Source organism: Klebsiella sp. MBT K-1 (genome assembly GCF_002556465.1).
Taxonomy (GTDB): domain Bacteria; phylum Pseudomonadota; class Gammaproteobacteria; order Enterobacterales; family Enterobacteriaceae; genus Klebsiella; species Klebsiella grimontii.
Window position 1 is genome coordinate 48,611 of record NZ_PDEL01000017.1, and the last position, 16,351, is coordinate 64,961.

Genomic DNA, 16,351 nt, shown 5'->3' on the forward strand with positions numbered 1-16,351 from the left:
TTATTGTGAGAGCACAACTCCAGTGACGCTATCATACGCACGAATCATGGCCGCGCAAGACTGCGATTTTCACTTTTTTTACGCTACAATCGTATAAATTTACCTGGTGAATAGCCAAAAGCGAATTTGCGATATCCCATCGCTGGCGTATCATTTTTAACCATTTGATTTACATGCGCAAAAAAAACAAGAATAGGTGGTGACAGCACTTTATCGGTTGATATTACGCCGGTAAACCCACTGTCGCAGTGGCGTCGTCGCGTCGTAAATAGCGGCGCCGTTAGTGAAAAATGTGCATGTAGTCAGTTTCAGGATTGAGGTGTATGACATACACGGTAGCGTTAACAGGCGGCATCGGCAGCGGTAAAAGTACCGTAGCCGATGCATTCTCACACCTCGGGGTTAACGTTATTGATGCTGACATTATCGCGCGCCAGGTGGTAGAGCCCGGCACTCCGGGGCTCAACGCTATTGCTCAACGCTTCGGTCCGCAGATACTTAATGAAGATGGCACCCTTAACCGTCGTGCTCTGCGCGAGCATATTTTCGCTCATGCAGAGGATAAGAGCTGGCTAAACGCGCTGCTGCACCCACAAATTCAGCAGGAAACGCGTCGCCAGATGCAGCTTGCCACCTCGTCTTATATTCTCTGGGTTGTACCTTTATTGGTCGAAAACCGTTTGTCCGCCAAAGCCGATCGCGTGCTTGTTGTTGATGTGCCCAAAGAGACGCAGATAGAGCGCACGATGCTTCGCGATCGGGTCAGTCGGCAACATGCGGAACATATTCTTGCCGCTCAGGCCACGCGCGAGCAGCGCCTTGCCGTTGCGGATGATGTTATTGAAAATATGGGTTCACCTGATGCCATCGCATCAGATGTCGCCCGCCTGCATGCAAAGTATCAACGGCTGGCATCGCAGGCCGCCTCACAGGAAAAACCGTAATGCATACCCCTGTTCTATTCGAACATCCGCTTAATGAAAAAATGCGCACCTGGCTGCGTATTGAGTTTTTGCTCCAGCAGTTGGCCGTACATCCGGCGATTACCAGCCATGCGGATGCACTTCACTTTTTCCGCAATATCGGCGACCTTTTAGATGTATTCGAACGCGGTGAAGTGCGTACCGATCTGATAAAAGAGCTGGATCGCCAGCAGCGGAAGCTGCAATCCTGGGCGGAAGTCCCTGGCGTTGATCGGGATCGTATCAACGAGTTGCGTCAGCAGCTGAAGCAATCTGGCAGTACGTTGATGTCGGCGCCGCGTATCGGCCAGTATCTGCGAGAGGATCGTTTGATAGCCCTGGTACGCCAGCGCTTAAGCATCCCAGGCGGCTGCTGTAGCTTCGATCTCCCGACGCTGCACATCTGGCTGCATATGCCGCAGGAATATCGCGATGAGCAGGTAGGCAAGTGGCTGGCCAGCCTGGAACCGTTGACCCAATCGCTGATGCTCATCCTCGATCTCATCCGCAACTCGGCCCCCTTCCGCAAGCAGACCAGCCTGAACGGTTTTTATCAGGACAACGGCGAAGACGCCGATCTGCTGCGTCTGCATTTGGATCTTGCCAGCCAGCTCTATCCCCAGATATCAGGCCATAAGAGCCGCTTTGCCATCCGCTTTATGCCGCTGGACAGCGAGCACGGTATCGTGCCGGAGCGTTTTGATTTTGAACTGGCCTGCTGTTAAGGAGAAAAGATGTCAGAAGAGATAACCGTCAACTGCCCAACCTGCGGAAAAATCGTGGTCTGGAATGAGCAGAGCCCGCATCGCCCGTTCTGTTCCAAACGCTGCCAGCTTATCGATTTAGGTGAATGGGCGGCGGAAGAAAAGCGCATCCCAAGCAGCGGCGATCTGTCGGATAGCGATGGCTGGAGCGAAGAAAAAGAGTAACTGACTCAGGGCGGGCACTCGCTGCCCCGCCCTAATTTGCCCGATGCCAGCGTTACCCCCGGCCGATCTGAGAATATTGAATTAATTTGGCAATGACAGGTTCGTTTGCCGGCGGAAAATCCTCCGCAACGAGCGCGCTCTGCGCAATCCAGCGGCCCGGTTGCCCTTCTTTACCCCACGGCTCGCCATCCCAGCTTTCCACCAGCCAGAACCACAGCGTGATATGACGATCGGGAAACTGATACTCCAGCTTATCAAACAGACGGGAAGCACGCACCGTAATGCCGACCTCTTCCTGCAATTCGCGAACTAAGGCCTGCTCAGACGACTCTCCTGCTTCGATTTTTCCGCCAGGGAATTCAAGTTTATTCGCCATATGCGCGTCGGCAGCGCGCTGGGTTATAAAAATTTCCCCTTGCGAATTACGGATAATACCCACTGAAATTTGCAGCGTTTTCATTGTCCTTGTTCCATAAAAAAGGCGCAGATATCTGCGCCCTGGTATTCAAGATTGTAAAGCTTAGCTCAGACGACCGTGGCACTGCTTATATTTTTTACCGGAGCCGCACGGACACGGATCGTTACGACCCACTTTACGCTCGCCGGTTTGTTCAGCCAGCGCCTCCGCGGCAGCGGTATCATCATCCTGGTGGCTCAACTGCTGCATCTGCGCCAAACGCTCAGCTTCTTCACGACGCTGCTGCTCCATCGCTTCCACCTCTTCCGGCATCCGCACCTGAACTTTGCTCAGCGTACTGATCACTTCATACTTCAGGGACTCCAGCATTGAAGCGAACATGGAGAAAGATTCACGCTTATATTCCTGCTTCGGATCTTTCTGCGCATAGCCGCGCAGATGGATGCCCTGACGCAGGTAGTCCATCGCTGCCAGATGCTCTTTCCACAGGGAGTCCAGCGTTTGCAGCATGACGCCTTTTTCAAAGTGACGCATCATTTCAGCGCCAACCACTTCTTCCTTGCGCTGATAGGTTTCAATGGCGCTCTGCAGAATACGCTCGCGCAGCGTTTCTTCATGCAGCTCCGGCTCTTTATCCAGCCACTCTTTGAGCGGCAGATCGAGGTCGAAATCATTTTTCAGACGCTCCTGCAGGCCTTCGATATCCCACATCTCTTCCAGCGACTGCGGAGGAATATGGGCATCGATGGTCGCTTTAAATACGTCTTCACGAATGCTGTTAATCGTCTCGCTCACGTCGGTCACGTCGAGCAGCTCATTTCGCTGGGTGTAAATAGCGCGACGCTGATCGTTAGCCACATCGTCATATTCCAGCAGCTGCTTACGGATATCGAAGTTGCGGCTCTCGACTTTACGCTGCGCGTTGGCGATCGCTTTGGTCACCCATGGATGTTCGATAGCCTCACCCGGCTTCATACCCAGTTTACGCATCATGCCGGACACGCGGTCAGAAGCGAAGATACGCATCAGAGCATCTTCCATCGACAGATAGAAACGGGAAGAACCGGCGTCCCCCTGACGGCCTGAACGACCGCGCAGCTGGTTATCAATACGGCGAGACTCATGGCGTTCGGTACCGATAATATGCAGACCACCCGCAGCCAGCACCGCATCGTGACGAACCTGCCAGTCGGCTTTGATCTGCGCAATCTGTTCCGGAGTCGGGTCTTCCAACTGGGCGATCTCAGCCTGCCAGCTACCGCCGAGCATAATGTCGGTACCACGACCGGCCATGTTGGTCGCAATGGTCACCGCAGACGGATAACCCGCCTGAGCGACGATATCCGCTTCGCTGGCATGGAATTTCGCGTTCAGCACGTTGTGCTTGATGCCCGCCTTCGTCAATTCATTAGAGACCACTTCTGATTTTTCGATAGAAATGGTCCCCACCAGCACCGGCTGGCCAGCGGCGGTACGCTGTTTGATATCTTCGATAATGGCCTGGATTTTTTCCGCTTCGGTCATATAAACCAGGTCCGCCATGTCTTTACGAATCATCGGGCGGTTGGTCGGAACCACAACGGTATCCAGCTTGTAGATCGAACTAAATTCAAACGCTTCGGTATCGGCAGTACCGGTCATCCCCGCCAGCTTCTCGTACAGGCGGAAATAGTTCTGGAAGGTAATTGAAGCCAGCGTCTGGTTTTCGTTCTGAATATCAACGCCTTCTTTTGCTTCAACGGCCTGGTGCAGACCATCGGACCAGCGGCGCCCCTGCATCGTACGGCCGGTATGTTCGTCGACGATGATCACTTCGCCATCTTTAACGATGTAATCAACATCGCGGGTAAACAGCACGTGCGCGCGCAGCGCGGCGGTCACATGGTGCATCAGCATGATATTAGTCGGTGAGTACAGCGACTCGCCTTCTTCCATAATACCTTCGTTTACCAGCAGCTCTTCAATCAGCACCAGACCGCGTTCGGTCAGGTTTACCTGACGCGCTTTCTCATCAACGGAGAAGTGTCCTTCGCCGGTAAAGGTCTCGGAGTCTTCTTTATCCTGACGTACCAGGTGCGGAATGATCTTGTTCACTTTCTTATACATTTCCGAGCTGTCTTCAGCCGGGCCGGAAATGATAAGCGGGGTACGCGCTTCATCGATCAGAATGGAGTCGACTTCATCCACCAGCGCATAGTGCAGTTTGCGCTGCACGCGCTCTTCAGGACTGAACGCCATGTTGTCGCGCAGATAGTCAAAGCCATATTCGTTGTTGGTGCCGTAGGTGATATCGGCTGCGTAGGCTTCACGCTTGGCCGGCGCAGGCAGGCCGGACATGTTAATCCCAACGGTCATCCCCAGGAATTCAAACAGGGGGCGGTTGTTCTCCGCATCACGCTGTGCCAGATAATCGTTGACGGTGACCACGTGAACGCCTTTGCCGGTCAGCGCATTCAGATAGGCAGGCAGCGTTGCGGTCAGCGTTTTACCTTCACCGGTACGCATTTCTGCAATACAGCGGTCGTTGAGGACCATGCCGCCGAGCAGCTGAACGTCAAAGTGACGCATACCGAAGACGCGCTTACTGGCTTCACGCACGACGGCAAAGGCTTCCGGGATCAGGCTCTCCAGGCTTTCACCTTTTTCCAGGCGAGCGCGGAACTCCGCGGTTTTCCCTTTCAGTTCGTCATCGGAAAGCTTTTCCATGGAAGGTTCCATGGCGTTGATCACGTTGACGGCTTTGCGCATACGACGCAGCGTACGGTCGTTACGGCTGCCGAATACTTTAGTTAATAATTTGATTAGCATAATAAAATCTCAAACGCCCCGCGCTGCGGAGTCACAAAAAAATAGAATGGTCCGTTTTTGGTTTAGCTGAGGCGTTGAGGCCCGGCGCGAATGCCGGTAACCTGGCTAATCCAGGTACAGACGCGAAACGCGCGGTGGGAAAAAGAGGGGTTGTATGCCGCTAGGCGAACAATGGCAGGAGGTGTACTCTCCTGCGTCAACAGCGCGCTAAGCGTGTCAAGCAGAGCCAGATGCTGCGCCTGAAGCGGTGAAGACTCTTCCGCTACCGGCAGCGCCTGCGGCGCCATCGCAAAAGAGAGATGGCGAATAACCGTACGAATGGCGTGCTGATGCCAGTAATCAACGGTGAAATTAGGTCGACGGCTGGAAGATTCCAGCAGCGCTAGCTGAGAAAAATTAACTTTCGCAGGATTATGGTTGCTGGACGTCGTTTTAGCGGGCGACGCGGTCTCATGTTCATGACCATTGCTAAGCGCAGGCAGGCCGAGACTAGCCGCGACCATCCCCAACAGGAGATGCGGCCAGAAATACCGTCTGCCAAACTGTCGCCAGCGCGTCAGCAATCCACTCACTTACGTTACCTTTTGTTGGTAGCAACCCTGAGAAATATTTTGCGTCCAAATACTAACATTAATACGTCTTCACGGCAGCAGGAATGAGGTCTCAGGCGGGGTAAAAACGTTTAAAAAAGGAACGAACGCGCAAAAAATGCAGTTAAAAATCAAAGCAGGACGCAGCGAGAATATAAAAAAGAAAACGACTGGCTCCCTGGCCGGAGAGAGTACCAGGTTACCAGTCGAATTTACTGCCGGGTCTGACTTATGCCAGAACCAGCGTCGGAGCGCGGAACGCCAGCGGCATTTCTGCGTCGTCCTCGAAGGTCACATACTCCCAGGCTTCCTGTTTTGCCAGAACAGCCTGCAGCAGTTTGTTATTCAGCGCGTGACCGGATTTGTATGCCGTAAATGCACCGATAATATTGTGACCACACATAAAGAGGTCGCCAATGGCATCCAGCATTTTGTGACGGACAAACTCATCTTCAAAACGCAGACCGTCTTCGTTCAGTACGCGATAATCGTCAACAACGATGGCACAATCGAAGCTGCCGCCTAGGCACAGGCCGCGGGACTGCAGATATTCGATATCACGCATGAAGCCGAAGGTACGCGCGCGGCTAATCTGGCGCATAAACGCATCAGCCGAGAAGTTCATTGCGTAGCGCTGGCTGCTGGAGTCAATCGCCGGATGGTTAAAATCAATGGTGAAGTCCAGTGAAAAACCATTATACGGTTTGAATTCAGCCCATTTATCGCCATCTTCAACGCGAACCGTCTCTTTGATACGCACAAATTTCTTAGCGCAGTTCAGTTCATCGATGCCGGCATCCAGCAACAGATAAACGAACGGAGCCGCACTACCGTCCATAATCGGGACTTCCGGCGCATCGACTTCAATAATAATGTTGTCGATACCCAAGCCAGCCAATGCAGCATTGAGGTGCTCGACCGTCGATATCCGCACGTCATGCTCGTTGACCAGGCAAGTACAGAGCATGGTATCACGCACAGATTTGGCATCAGCCGGAAAATCAACCGGTGGATTCAAGTCGGTGCGACGATAGATGACCCCGGTATTTGCCGGCGCAGGGCGTAACGTCAGGGTGACTTTCTTGCCGGTATGCAAACCGACGCCAGTCGCCTGAACGATACGTTTAAGAGTCCTTTGTTTGATCATCGTATAATCTCGCCAAGTTACCTATCCAACCGAAGTGTACTATACATTCGGCAGGCCAGTTTAGCACAAAGAGCGCAGATGCCCAACTTCCAGCCAATTCTTAATCGGCTTGCTTACGCAGGAAGGCTGGGATATCCAGATAATCCGGCTCTTTCGCCGCCTGCGGCGTATTGTCGTTGACCACTTTTGCGGCCGGTTTCTGCTCTTGAGTCAATGGAGACATACCGTGCTGCTGGTAACGATCCATCACCGGCTGCTGCACCTGCTTGTTAGTCACCAGAGTAATTTCCGGACGTTTGTCCATACCGATACCGGTGGCAACAACGGTTACGCGCAGTTCGTCGTTCATATCCGGGTCCAGAGAAGTACCGATAACCACGGTGGCGTTATCCGAAGCAAATGCGCGGATAGTATTACCCACGGTCTCGAACTCATCCAGACGCAGATCGAAGCCCGCAGTGATGTTGACCAGAACGCCACGCGCGCCGGACAGATCGATATCTTCCAGCAGCGGAGAAGAAATCGCCATTTCAGCCGCTTCTTCCGCACGGTCTTCGCCGCTCGCCACGCCGGAGCCCATCATGGCGTAGCCCATTTCAGACATCACGGTACGCACATCCGCAAAGTCGACGTTCATCAGGCCAGGACGGGTGATCAGTTCAGCGATACCCTGCACCGCGCCTTTCAGCACATCGTTTGCGGCGCCGAAGGCGTCAAGCAGAGAAATGCCGCGGCCCAGTACTTTCAGCAGCTTGTCGTTCGGGATGGTGATCAGCGAGTCGACGTGCTTGGATAGCTCGGTGATACCCTGCTCAGCGAACGCCATACGTTTCTTGCCTTCAAAATTGAAAGGCTTAGTCACCACTGCAACGGTCAGGATACCTAAATCTTTTGCAACTTCAGCAACCACTGGCGCAGCACCGGTTCCGGTACCGCCGCCCATGCCGGCTGCGATAAACACCATGTCGGCGCCGTCAAGAGCGGCACGCAACGCTTCACGGTCTTCATCCGCTGCGTTACGGCCGACTTCCGGGTTTGCGCCTGCGCCCAGACCTTTGGTAATACCGCTACCGATCTGAATAGTCTGGCCAACAGCCGTTTTGCGCAGAGCCTGCGCGTCGGTGTTCACCGCGAAAAACTCAACACCCTCAATGCGCTCGCGCACCATGTGCTCAACGGCGTTACCGCCGCCGCCGCCGACGCCGATGACTTTAATCACCGCGTCGTTGGTCAGTTCCATAGGTTCAAACATAATTTCTCTCTCCGTTGTGCCTGTCGCCTGAGATCGCTAATTTTCTGCGTTCTCTTAAAAAATTAAAACTCTTTTCGCAACCAACTGTTGAGTCGTTTGATCCACGACCCGACCGTTACGCGTTTTTCCACTTCTGCTTCACCACTGAGATGAGATTCCTTCCCGTAGTGCAGCAACCCAACCGCCGTCGAGTAATACGGCTCCTGGGCATAATCCGTTAATCCGGTAATGTTCAGCGGCGCGCCAATTCTCACCTGCGTATGGAATACGCGCTGCGCGCAGGCGGCAAGTCCTTCTATTTGCGCCGCACCGCCGGTTAATACAATGCCTGCCGCCAGGTGGTGCTTCACACCTTGCTGACGCAGCTGTTCCTGCAGTTGCAGAATCTCTTCATTCACGAGGTTGAGCAATTCGGTATAGCGTGGCTCAATCACCTCTGCCAGCGTCTGACGCTGCAGGCTGCGGGGCGGACGCCCGCCCACGCTCGGTACTTCGACGTTTTCATCTTTACCAACGATGGAGCCCAGCGCACAGCCGTGACGCACTTTAATGGCTTCCGCGTCGCTCGGCGGCGTACCGAAAGCGTAAGCAATATCGCTGGTCACCACGTTGCCCGCGTACGGGATCACTTTGGTATGACGCAGCGCGCCGCCGGTATATACCGCGATATCCATTGTACCACCGCCGATGTCCACCACGCAGACACCCAGTTCACGTTCGTCTTCCGTTAATACGGAATAGCTGGCGGCTAAACCGGCGAAAATGAGCTGATCAACTTTCAGACCGCAACGTTCTACCGCTTTGACAATATTTTTCGCCATATCGTTATGGCAGGTAATTAAATGCACTTTCGCCTGCATACGTACGCCAGACAATCCGACGGGGTTTTTGATTCCCTCCTGGTAGTCGATGGCGTACTCCTGCGGGATAACGTGCAGAACGCGATGTTCGTCGCGCACGCGAACCGATTTCGCGGTATGTACCACGTTTTCAACGTCGTCCTGCGTCACTTCTTCTTCTGAAATCGGCACCATGCCAATTTCATTTTGACAGCTGATATGTTTGCCTGAAAGCGCCAGATAGACTGACGAGATCTGGCAATCCGCCATCAGTTCGGCCTGGTCAATGGCGCGCTGTACGCATTTCACCACGGATTCCAGGTCGTTCACTCCGCCTTTATCCATACCACGCGATGGGCAACTGCCCACGCCAATGATATTAATCATACCGTCGGGCAGAACTTCCCCTACTAAAGCGGCAACCTTAGCGGTGCCAATCTCCAGTCCAACTACCAGTTTTCTGTCCGTCGCCTTGATCATTGTTGTTCTGCCTGTGCCTGATTCTGTTGTTGTTGAGTTTCCTCTACGGGAGCCGGTACCCAACCGACTGCCGCTCCCGAGTCATAACGCAAATCAACGTAGCTTATCCGTTTGCCGTCGGTCTGCGCCTGCTGCTGAAGAACCGGGTAGAGTTCCATAAAGCGCTGAAGCCGTTTCATGGTGTCACCCCGGCCAAGGTTGAGCTTAATATCGTTATTCAGCGTCAACTGCCAGGAACGACGCGCGGTCATTGCCGCCACTTTCAACGTGAACTTATCCTTTGCCAGCACCTGCCCCATGTCGCGGTATCCCTGAAGAACTTCGTTCTCGCTGCCTTCCGGGCCGTACAACATCGGTAAATTCTGTTTACTGGTGCGATCTGACGGCACGCTGAAAGAATTTCCGTCCACGTCTACCATATGCTGATCATTCCAGCGCGCAATCGGCACATATTCAACCAGATGAATCTTCAATTCGTCCGGCCACTGCTTTCTGACGCTCGCCTGCTTAATCCACGGCAGACGTTCAATCTGGCTTTGAATTATATTGACGTCCTGCGTCATAAAGGTGCCCGGCGACCCTAATGCCAGAATCGCCTGACGGATATCATCGTTGCGCGTGTAGTGACGCTCACCGGTGACCACCATCTTTGACAGCGGTAATCGCTGTGCATCCTCCATCCAGCCCAGAACCATCCATCCGCTGACCAGCACGGTACAGAGCACCGCCAGCAGGAAGAAAATACCAGCCAGACGAGAGCCATTACTTCGACGCGAAGAAGTTTCTTCTTCCTCTTCGTGGTTCCGCGTATTCAGCGCAGCCTGCGACATATCACCCCGCCAGGTCCAGAATTCGTACAACAAGCTGCGAGAAGCTCATCCCGGCCTGACGCGCCGCCATTGGCACCAGGCTATGGCTGGTCATGCCAGGAGAGGTGTTTGCTTCCAGCAGATAAAACTGGCCATCGCTGTCCAGCATCACATCAATTCGTCCCCAGCCGTAACAGCCAAGACTCTCCCAGGCTTTTTGTACCAGAGCCTGGATTTCCGACTCGCGCGCGGGATCTTCAAAACCTGGGCAGAAATATTGCGTTTCATCAGAGAGATACTTTGCTTCATAATCATAGAAGGTTCCAGCCGCCTGGATACGTATTGACGGTAAAATTTCTTCTCCGACGATGGCGACAGTAAATTCCGGCCCACTGAGCCATTTTTCAATCAGAACTTCATCATCATGCTGAAAAGCCAGCGCCAGTGCATTTTGTAATGCACAACTTTCGTTGACTTTGGACATACCGACGCTGGAGCCTTCCCGGCTCGGTTTTATAATTAATGGCAGTCCGAGGGCCGAGATTTGCTGTTCAACTTCAGCAGAAAGCCCCGCGTCGAACTGTTTACGCGTTAGCGCAACCCATGGCGCAACGGGTAACCCCGCGCCCTGCCACAGTAATTTACTGCGCAGCTTATCCATTGAGATAGCCGAAGCCATCACGCCGCTGCCCGTGTAGGGGAGTTGAATGAGCTCCAGCAGCCCCTGCAACGTACCATCTTCGCCGCCGCGGCCGTGCAACGCAATAAACGCTTTCTGAAAACCCATATTTTTCAATTGGGTAATATCGGTATCGCGCGGGTCGACAGGATGCGCATCGACACCAGCTTCACGCAGACCGGCAAGCACCGCCGAACCTGAATTGAGCGAGACTTCACGTTCAGCGGAGGTTCCGCCGAAGAGGACCGCGATTTTATCAGCCATGGCGTTCCTCCTGCGTTGTTTGCGGTTGCAATTTGATTTCCGCCAGGTGACGAGCGATTTTTCCGATATTTCCCGCCCCCTGAACCAGCACCAGATCGTTGCCGGTCAATACCGAAGCCAACATTTCCGCCGCTTGCGCCGGGTCGGAAACCAGGATCGGGTCGACTTTACCGCGCCCGCGAATCGTACGGCACAGCGAGCGGCTATCGGCGCCAGGAATGGCGGCTTCGCCAGCGGAATAAACGTCCAGCATCAGCAGCGCGTCAACCTGGGTCAGCACGTTGGCGAAATCGTCGTACAGATCGCGCGTACGGGTAAAACGATGCGGCTGAAACAGCATAACCAGATTTTTATCCGGCCAGCCCGCCCGCGCCGCTTTGATGGTGGCATCCACTTCCGTAGGATGATGGCCATAATCATCGATCAGCATCGCGGTGCCGCTTTTACCGTTAACCTCAGCTAACGGGTATTCGCCAAGGAAATCAAAACGACGGCCGGTACCCTGGAAGCTTTCCAGCGCGCGCAGGATAGCTTCATCATCAATACCCTCTTCCGTCGCAACGGCCACCGCCGCCGCCGCATTCAGCGCATTGTGGCGACCTGGAGCGTTCAGCGTTACCTGAATAACATCTTTATCCTGACGTACCAGACGGAAATGCCCCTGGGCGCCGACCTGACGATACTCTTCCACGCGAACGTCGGCATCATCGCTGAAGCCGTAGGTGGTTATCTGGCGGCCAACGCGCGGCAGCAGTTCACGGATAACCGGATCGTCCACGCACATCACCGCACGACCGTAGAACGGCAGATTGTGCAGGAAGTTAATAAACGTCTGCTTCAGGTTTTCGAAGTCGCCATGGTAGGTATCCATATGATCGGCTTCGATATTGGTCACGATAGCAACCATCGGTTGTAAATGCAGGAACGAAGCGTCGCTCTCGTCCGCTTCGGCAATCAGGTAGCGGCTGTGGCCAAGACGGGCGTGGACGCCAGCGGCTTTCACCAGACCGCCGTTTACGAAGGTTGGATCAAGTCCCGCTTCAGCATAAATGCTCGATACCATCGCCGTGGTCGTGGTTTTTCCGTGCGTGCCAGCAATGGCAATGCCGTGACGAAAACGCATCAGCTCCGCCAGCATCTCGGCGCGACGAATAACCGGAATACGCGCTTCGTGGGCGGCGACAATCTCCGGGTTATCCGCAGAAATTGCGCTGGAAACGACGACAACGCTCGCATCGCGCACATTCTCAGGGCGATGGTTGAAATAAATCGTGGCGCCAAGCTGAGCCAGCTGCTGAGTCACCGGATTCGGCGCCAGATCGGAGCCGCTAATCTGATAACCTTCGTTGGCCAGAACTTCGGCAATACCGCCCATGCCGGCACCGCCAATGCCAACAAAGTGAATGTGCCGGACGCGACGCATCTCGGGCACTATGGAACGCAGTTTTGCCAGATCTTGTGTATTCATTCTTTACGCCATCAACTTCTTTATTCGGACGGTGATCATCACCGCGATTAGCGCGCCAGTGCTGCGGCGCTCACTTCTTCTGCTACCCGTTCGGTAGCGTCCGGAATCGAGGCTCTACGCGCTCGCTCCGCCATATCCAGCAGCGTTTCGCGATCCCAACTTGCCAGGGTTTGCGCGACGGCCTCCACGGTAAACTGCGGCTGCTCAAGGATCTTCGCTGCCCCGGCTTTCTCCAGCGGCAGCGCATTCCAGTACTGCTGACGATCTTTGTGCTGAAAAGGCACAAACAGCGCCGGTAAACCAGCGGCGGCAATTTCGCTCACCGTCAGCGCTCCGGAACGACACACAACAACATCGGCCCAGGCATATGCCGCCGCCATGTCGTCAATAAACTCGGTAACTTTGTGCTGAGGCTGCCCGGCATCGCAATAGGCCTGCTGCACGGTTTTCTGACCGCCTTTACCGCTCTGGTGCCAGATGGTGACAGAAACACCGAGCTTCGCCGCCACCTGCGGCATCGTCTGATTGAGCACGCGCGCGCCCTGCGAACCACCCACCACCAATACGCGAATCGGTCCCTGACGTCCGGCTAACCGCTGCTCCGGCAGCGCCAGCGCCAGCACATCGGTGCGAACCGGGTTACCCACAACATCAGCATGCGGGAAAGCGCCGGGGAACGCCTGCATCACTTTTTTAGCGATTTTCGCCAGCCATTTATTCGTCAGGCCGGCAATACCGTTCTGTTCATGCAGCACAACCGGGATCCCCAGCGACCATGCCGCCAGACCGCCGGGGCCGGAAACGTATCCGCCCATACCCAGCACCACGTCCGGCTGAAAGCGCTGCATAATCGCCCGCGCCTGACGCCAGGCGTTGAAAATACGCACCGGCGCCAGCAGCTGCGCCTTCAGGCCCTTGCCGCGCAGGCCGGAAATCTGAATGAAATCAATTTCAATGCCGTTCTTCGGCACTAAATCCGCTTCCATACGATCCGCGGTGCCCAGCCAGCGAACCTGCCAGCCCTGGTCCATTAAATGGTGCGCAACCGCCAGTCCCGGGAACACATGTCCGCCGGTACCGCCCGCCATCACCATTAACCGCTTTTCCTGACCGCTCATCGAACACCCCGTGTAAACGCCTGGGCTTTTTCCAGGCGCGTTTCATAATCAATTCGTAACAGCAACATGATGGCCGTCGACATAATCAGCAAGCTTGACCCGCCGTAGCTGATCAGCGGCAGCGTCAGGCCTTTAGTTGGCAGCATACCCGCCGCCGCGCCGACGTTAACCAAAGCCTGGAAGCTAAACCAAATTCCAATGGCGCAGGCCAGAAATCCGGAGAAACGGTGGTCAATCTCCAGCGCCTTACGGCCAATGGACATGGCGCGAAAAGCGACGAAGAATACCATTAAAAGAGCGAGTACCACACCGATATAACCGAGCTCTTCGCCGATAATGGCGAAGATGAAATCGGTATGCGCCTCCGGCAAATACTCCAGTTTCTGCACCGAATTGCCCAGGCCTTGCCCCCACATTTCGCCGCGACCAAAAGCCATCAGCGACTGGGTCAGCTGATAGCCGCTGCCGAACGGATCTTCCCACGGGTTCCAGAAAGAGGTTACGCGGCGAATACGATACGGCTCGGCGAGAATCAGCAGGACAACCGCTGAGATCCCCATCCCGATAATGGCGATGAACTGCCACAGCTTGGCCCCCGCCAGGAACAACATGGCCAGGGTGGTCACAAACAGCACGACGACGGTCCCGAGGTCAGGCTGCGCCAGCAGTAAAATCGCCAGTACGAAAATCACGCCCATCGGCTTTAAAAAGCCGCGCAGGTTGTTACGCACTTCGTCGCCTTTACGCACCAGGTAGTTGGCGATGTAGCAGAACAGCGACAGCTTGGTGAACTCCGCAGGCTGGATACGCAGCGGCCCCAGCGCAATCCAGCGCGATGCGCCGTTGACCGAGCTGCCGACCACCAGAACAATCAGCAGCATGACGATAGAGGCGATCAGCATCGCGGTACTATGGCGCTGCCAGAACTCCATCGGCAGGCGCAGCGTCACCATCGCCAGCCCTAAAGCCAGCAGGATGTATAAGCCATCGCGCTTGGCAAACAGAAATGGGTCGTTAGCCAGACGCTGGCCTACCGGCATCGACGCCGAGGTCACCATAATGAAGCCGATCGCGGCCAGGCCAAAGGTCAGCCACAGCAGCATCCGGTCATACATCACCAGACTATCGGTATCTTTTTGCCGCGAGCCCATCACCCAGCCTTTCAGCGCGGCGAACAGCCATGCGAAAATAAACATTCCCGGCAGACGCGGCAGTCTCAGCCGTGGCAGTCTCAGCCGTGGCATTTTCAGGCGCGGGAGTGATAAACGCATCAACCTAACTCCTTCGCCAGGCGAGCAAAGACGTCGCCGCGTTGTTCAAAGTTTTTAAACTGATCGAGGCTGGCGCACGCCGGGGATAGCAGAACCATATCGCCCGGGACAACCTGTGGCGCAATCTGGCGCATCGCCTGCTCCATGGTTTCCGTTTGCACAGCGACATCCGGGCGAAGGGCAGCCAACTGCGCGCCGTCGCGGCCAAAGCAGTACAGGCGGACGTGGTCGCCGGTCAGGTAACGGCTTAACGGCGTGAAATCAGCCGATTTCCCATCGCCGCCCAGCAGCAGATACAGCGTTCCGTCAAGATGCAGTCCATTGAGCGCCGCTTCAGTACTGCCGACGTTCGTGGCTTTAGAATCGTTGATCCAGCGCACGCCGTTGTGCTCCAGCACCTGCTGGAAACGATGCGCCAGGCCGGTAAATGTCGTCAGCGCTTTCAGGCTGCTGGCGCGCGGCAAACCTGCGGCGTCCGCCAGGGCCAGCGCAGCCAGGGCGTTACTGTAGTTGTGCTGGCCGCTAATCTTCATCTCTTTGACGTTGAGCACTTTCTCGCCTTTAACGCGCAGCCAGGTTTCCCCTTGCTGACGATTCAGGTGATAGTCGCCAACGTCTACGCCGAAGCTAATGCAACGATCGTCAGCGCCGCGTACCGGCATGGTTAACGCATCGTCGGCGTTGACGATACAGGCTCGCGCATTTTCGTAAACTCGCAGTTTGGCGGCGCGGTACTGCTGGAGCCCCAGCGGATAGCGGTCCATATGATCTTCGGTGACGTTAAGGATCGTCGCCGCTACCGCCCGCAGGCTCGAAGTGGTTTCCAGCTGGAAGCTGGAAAACTCCAGGACATAGAGTTCGCGCTCAGGATCCAGCAGCATCAGCGCCGGCAGGCCAATATTGCCGCCTACGCCGACGTTCAGACCCGCCGCCTTCGCCATTTCCCCTACCAGCGAAGTGACGGTGCTTTTACCGTTAGACCCGGTGATAGCAATAATCGGCGCCTGCGCCTCGCGGCAGAACAGTTCGATATCGCCGACAATTTCTACGCCTGCATCCGCCGCCGCGCTCAGGGAAGGATGCGCCAACGCGATGCCCGGGCTGGCGACAATCAGGTCAGCCGTCAACAGCCAGTCTTCGTTCAGACCGCCAACATAGCGCTCAACGGCTTCCGGCAGTTTATCCAGCCCCGCAGGCGCAACGCGGGTATCCATCACCCGCGGCGTCACGCCGCGGGCCATGAAAAAGTCCACGCATGACAGGCCGGTCATACCCAGCCCAATAATGACGACTTTTTTACCCTGATAATCTGCCATG

The 16,351-nt window shown here is 55.2% G+C and carries 15 protein-coding genes; 3 read left to right on the plus strand and 12 right to left on the minus strand.

All coding sequences use genetic code 11. The features are described 5' to 3' along the window. The first annotated feature begins 323 nt into the window (after nucleotides 1-323). Genes coaE through yacG form a run of 3 tightly spaced genes read left to right on the plus strand, consistent with a single transcriptional unit; the run spans nucleotide 324 to nucleotide 1,891 of the window. On the plus strand, nucleotides 324-944 hold the full coding sequence (gene coaE / locus CMQ96_RS22960; RefSeq protein WP_004872162.1) for a dephospho-CoA kinase: 621 nt from the start codon (nucleotides 324-326) through the stop codon (nucleotides 942-944). After that, the gene (gene zapD / locus CMQ96_RS22965) at nucleotides 944-1,687 is read left to right on the plus strand and encodes a cell division protein ZapD (RefSeq protein ID WP_024360317.1); all 744 of its coding nucleotides are present in this window, start codon (nucleotides 944-946) and stop codon (nucleotides 1,685-1,687) included. Before coaE ends, zapD begins: the two co-directional genes overlap by 1 nt. Nucleotides 1,688-1,696: 9 nt before the next feature. Next, a complete protein-coding gene (yacG, locus tag CMQ96_RS22970) occupies nucleotides 1,697-1,891 on the plus strand; it encodes a DNA gyrase inhibitor YacG (protein WP_004872170.1) in 195 nt (64 codons plus the stop codon). A gap of 52 nt (nucleotides 1,892-1,943) precedes the next feature. Here yacG and mutT read toward each other — a convergent pair whose 3' ends face one another. The 12 genes from mutT to murD all read right to left on the minus strand — a co-directional run bounded on the left by mutT (nucleotide 1,944) and on the right by murD (nucleotide 16,350). Further along, the gene (gene mutT / locus CMQ96_RS22975) at nucleotides 1,944-2,351 is read right to left on the minus strand and encodes an 8-oxo-dGTP diphosphatase MutT (protein ID WP_024360316.1); all 408 of its coding nucleotides are present in this window, start codon (nucleotides 2,349-2,351) and stop codon (nucleotides 1,944-1,946) included. A 60-nt stretch (nucleotides 2,352-2,411) separates the two neighbouring features. Next, the gene (gene secA, locus CMQ96_RS22980; RefSeq protein ID WP_024360315.1) at nucleotides 2,412-5,117 is read right to left on the minus strand and encodes a preprotein translocase subunit SecA; all 2,706 of its coding nucleotides are present in this window, start codon (nucleotides 5,115-5,117) and stop codon (nucleotides 2,412-2,414) included. Between the two features lie 62 nt (nucleotides 5,118-5,179). Next, complete coding sequence (gene secM, locus CMQ96_RS22985) at nucleotides 5,180-5,689, minus strand: secA translation cis-regulator SecM (RefSeq protein ID WP_004872173.1); 510 nt, start codon at nucleotides 5,687-5,689, stop codon at nucleotides 5,180-5,182. A 247-nt stretch (nucleotides 5,690-5,936) separates the two neighbouring features. Continuing rightward, nucleotides 5,937-6,854, minus strand: coding sequence for a UDP-3-O-acyl-N-acetylglucosamine deacetylase (gene lpxC / locus CMQ96_RS22990; RefSeq protein WP_004098599.1), 918 nt, complete (start codon nucleotides 6,852-6,854; stop codon nucleotides 5,937-5,939). Between the two features lie 100 nt (nucleotides 6,855-6,954). Beyond that, nucleotides 6,955-8,106, minus strand: a complete 1,152-nt coding sequence (gene ftsZ, locus CMQ96_RS22995) for a cell division protein FtsZ (RefSeq protein ID WP_004098597.1) — start codon at nucleotides 8,104-8,106, stop codon at nucleotides 6,955-6,957. A gap of 62 nt (nucleotides 8,107-8,168) precedes the next feature. Beyond that, entirely contained in the window at nucleotides 8,169-9,425 is a 1,257-nt protein-coding gene (ftsA, locus tag CMQ96_RS23000; protein WP_004098594.1) for a cell division protein FtsA, read from the minus strand. Continuing rightward, a complete protein-coding gene (ftsQ, locus tag CMQ96_RS23005) occupies nucleotides 9,422-10,255 on the minus strand; it encodes a cell division protein FtsQ (RefSeq protein ID WP_024360314.1) in 834 nt (277 codons plus the stop codon). The genes ftsA and ftsQ overlap by 4 nt, the downstream gene beginning before the upstream one ends. Before the next feature lies 1 nt (nucleotide 10,256). Continuing rightward, nucleotides 10,257-11,177 carry a D-alanine--D-alanine ligase gene (locus tag CMQ96_RS23010; protein ID WP_004872176.1) on the minus strand — a complete coding sequence of 307 codons (921 nt, stop codon included), beginning with the start codon at nucleotides 11,175-11,177 and terminating at the stop codon, nucleotides 10,257-10,259. Then, nucleotides 11,170-12,645 (minus strand): UDP-N-acetylmuramate--L-alanine ligase, encoded by a 1,476-nt coding sequence (gene murC, locus CMQ96_RS23015; RefSeq protein ID WP_024360312.1) that lies wholly within the window; start codon nucleotides 12,643-12,645, stop codon nucleotides 11,170-11,172. The genes CMQ96_RS23010 and murC overlap by 8 nt, the downstream gene beginning before the upstream one ends. A 47-nt stretch (nucleotides 12,646-12,692) precedes the next feature. Continuing rightward, nucleotides 12,693-13,763: an undecaprenyldiphospho-muramoylpentapeptide beta-N-acetylglucosaminyltransferase gene (gene murG / locus CMQ96_RS23020; RefSeq protein ID WP_098067376.1), complete on the minus strand. Its 1,071-nt coding sequence runs from the start codon at nucleotides 13,761-13,763 to the stop codon at nucleotides 12,693-12,695. Further along, a complete protein-coding gene (ftsW, locus tag CMQ96_RS23025; RefSeq protein ID WP_098067377.1) occupies nucleotides 13,760-15,034 on the minus strand; it encodes a cell division protein FtsW in 1,275 nt (424 codons plus the stop codon). Before ftsW ends, murG begins: the two co-directional genes overlap by 4 nt. Next, the gene (gene murD, locus CMQ96_RS23030; protein ID WP_098067378.1) at nucleotides 15,034-16,350 is read right to left on the minus strand and encodes a UDP-N-acetylmuramoyl-L-alanine--D-glutamate ligase; all 1,317 of its coding nucleotides are present in this window, start codon (nucleotides 16,348-16,350) and stop codon (nucleotides 15,034-15,036) included. Before murD ends, ftsW begins: the two co-directional genes overlap by 1 nt. Between the last annotated feature and the right edge of the window lies 1 nt (nucleotide 16,351).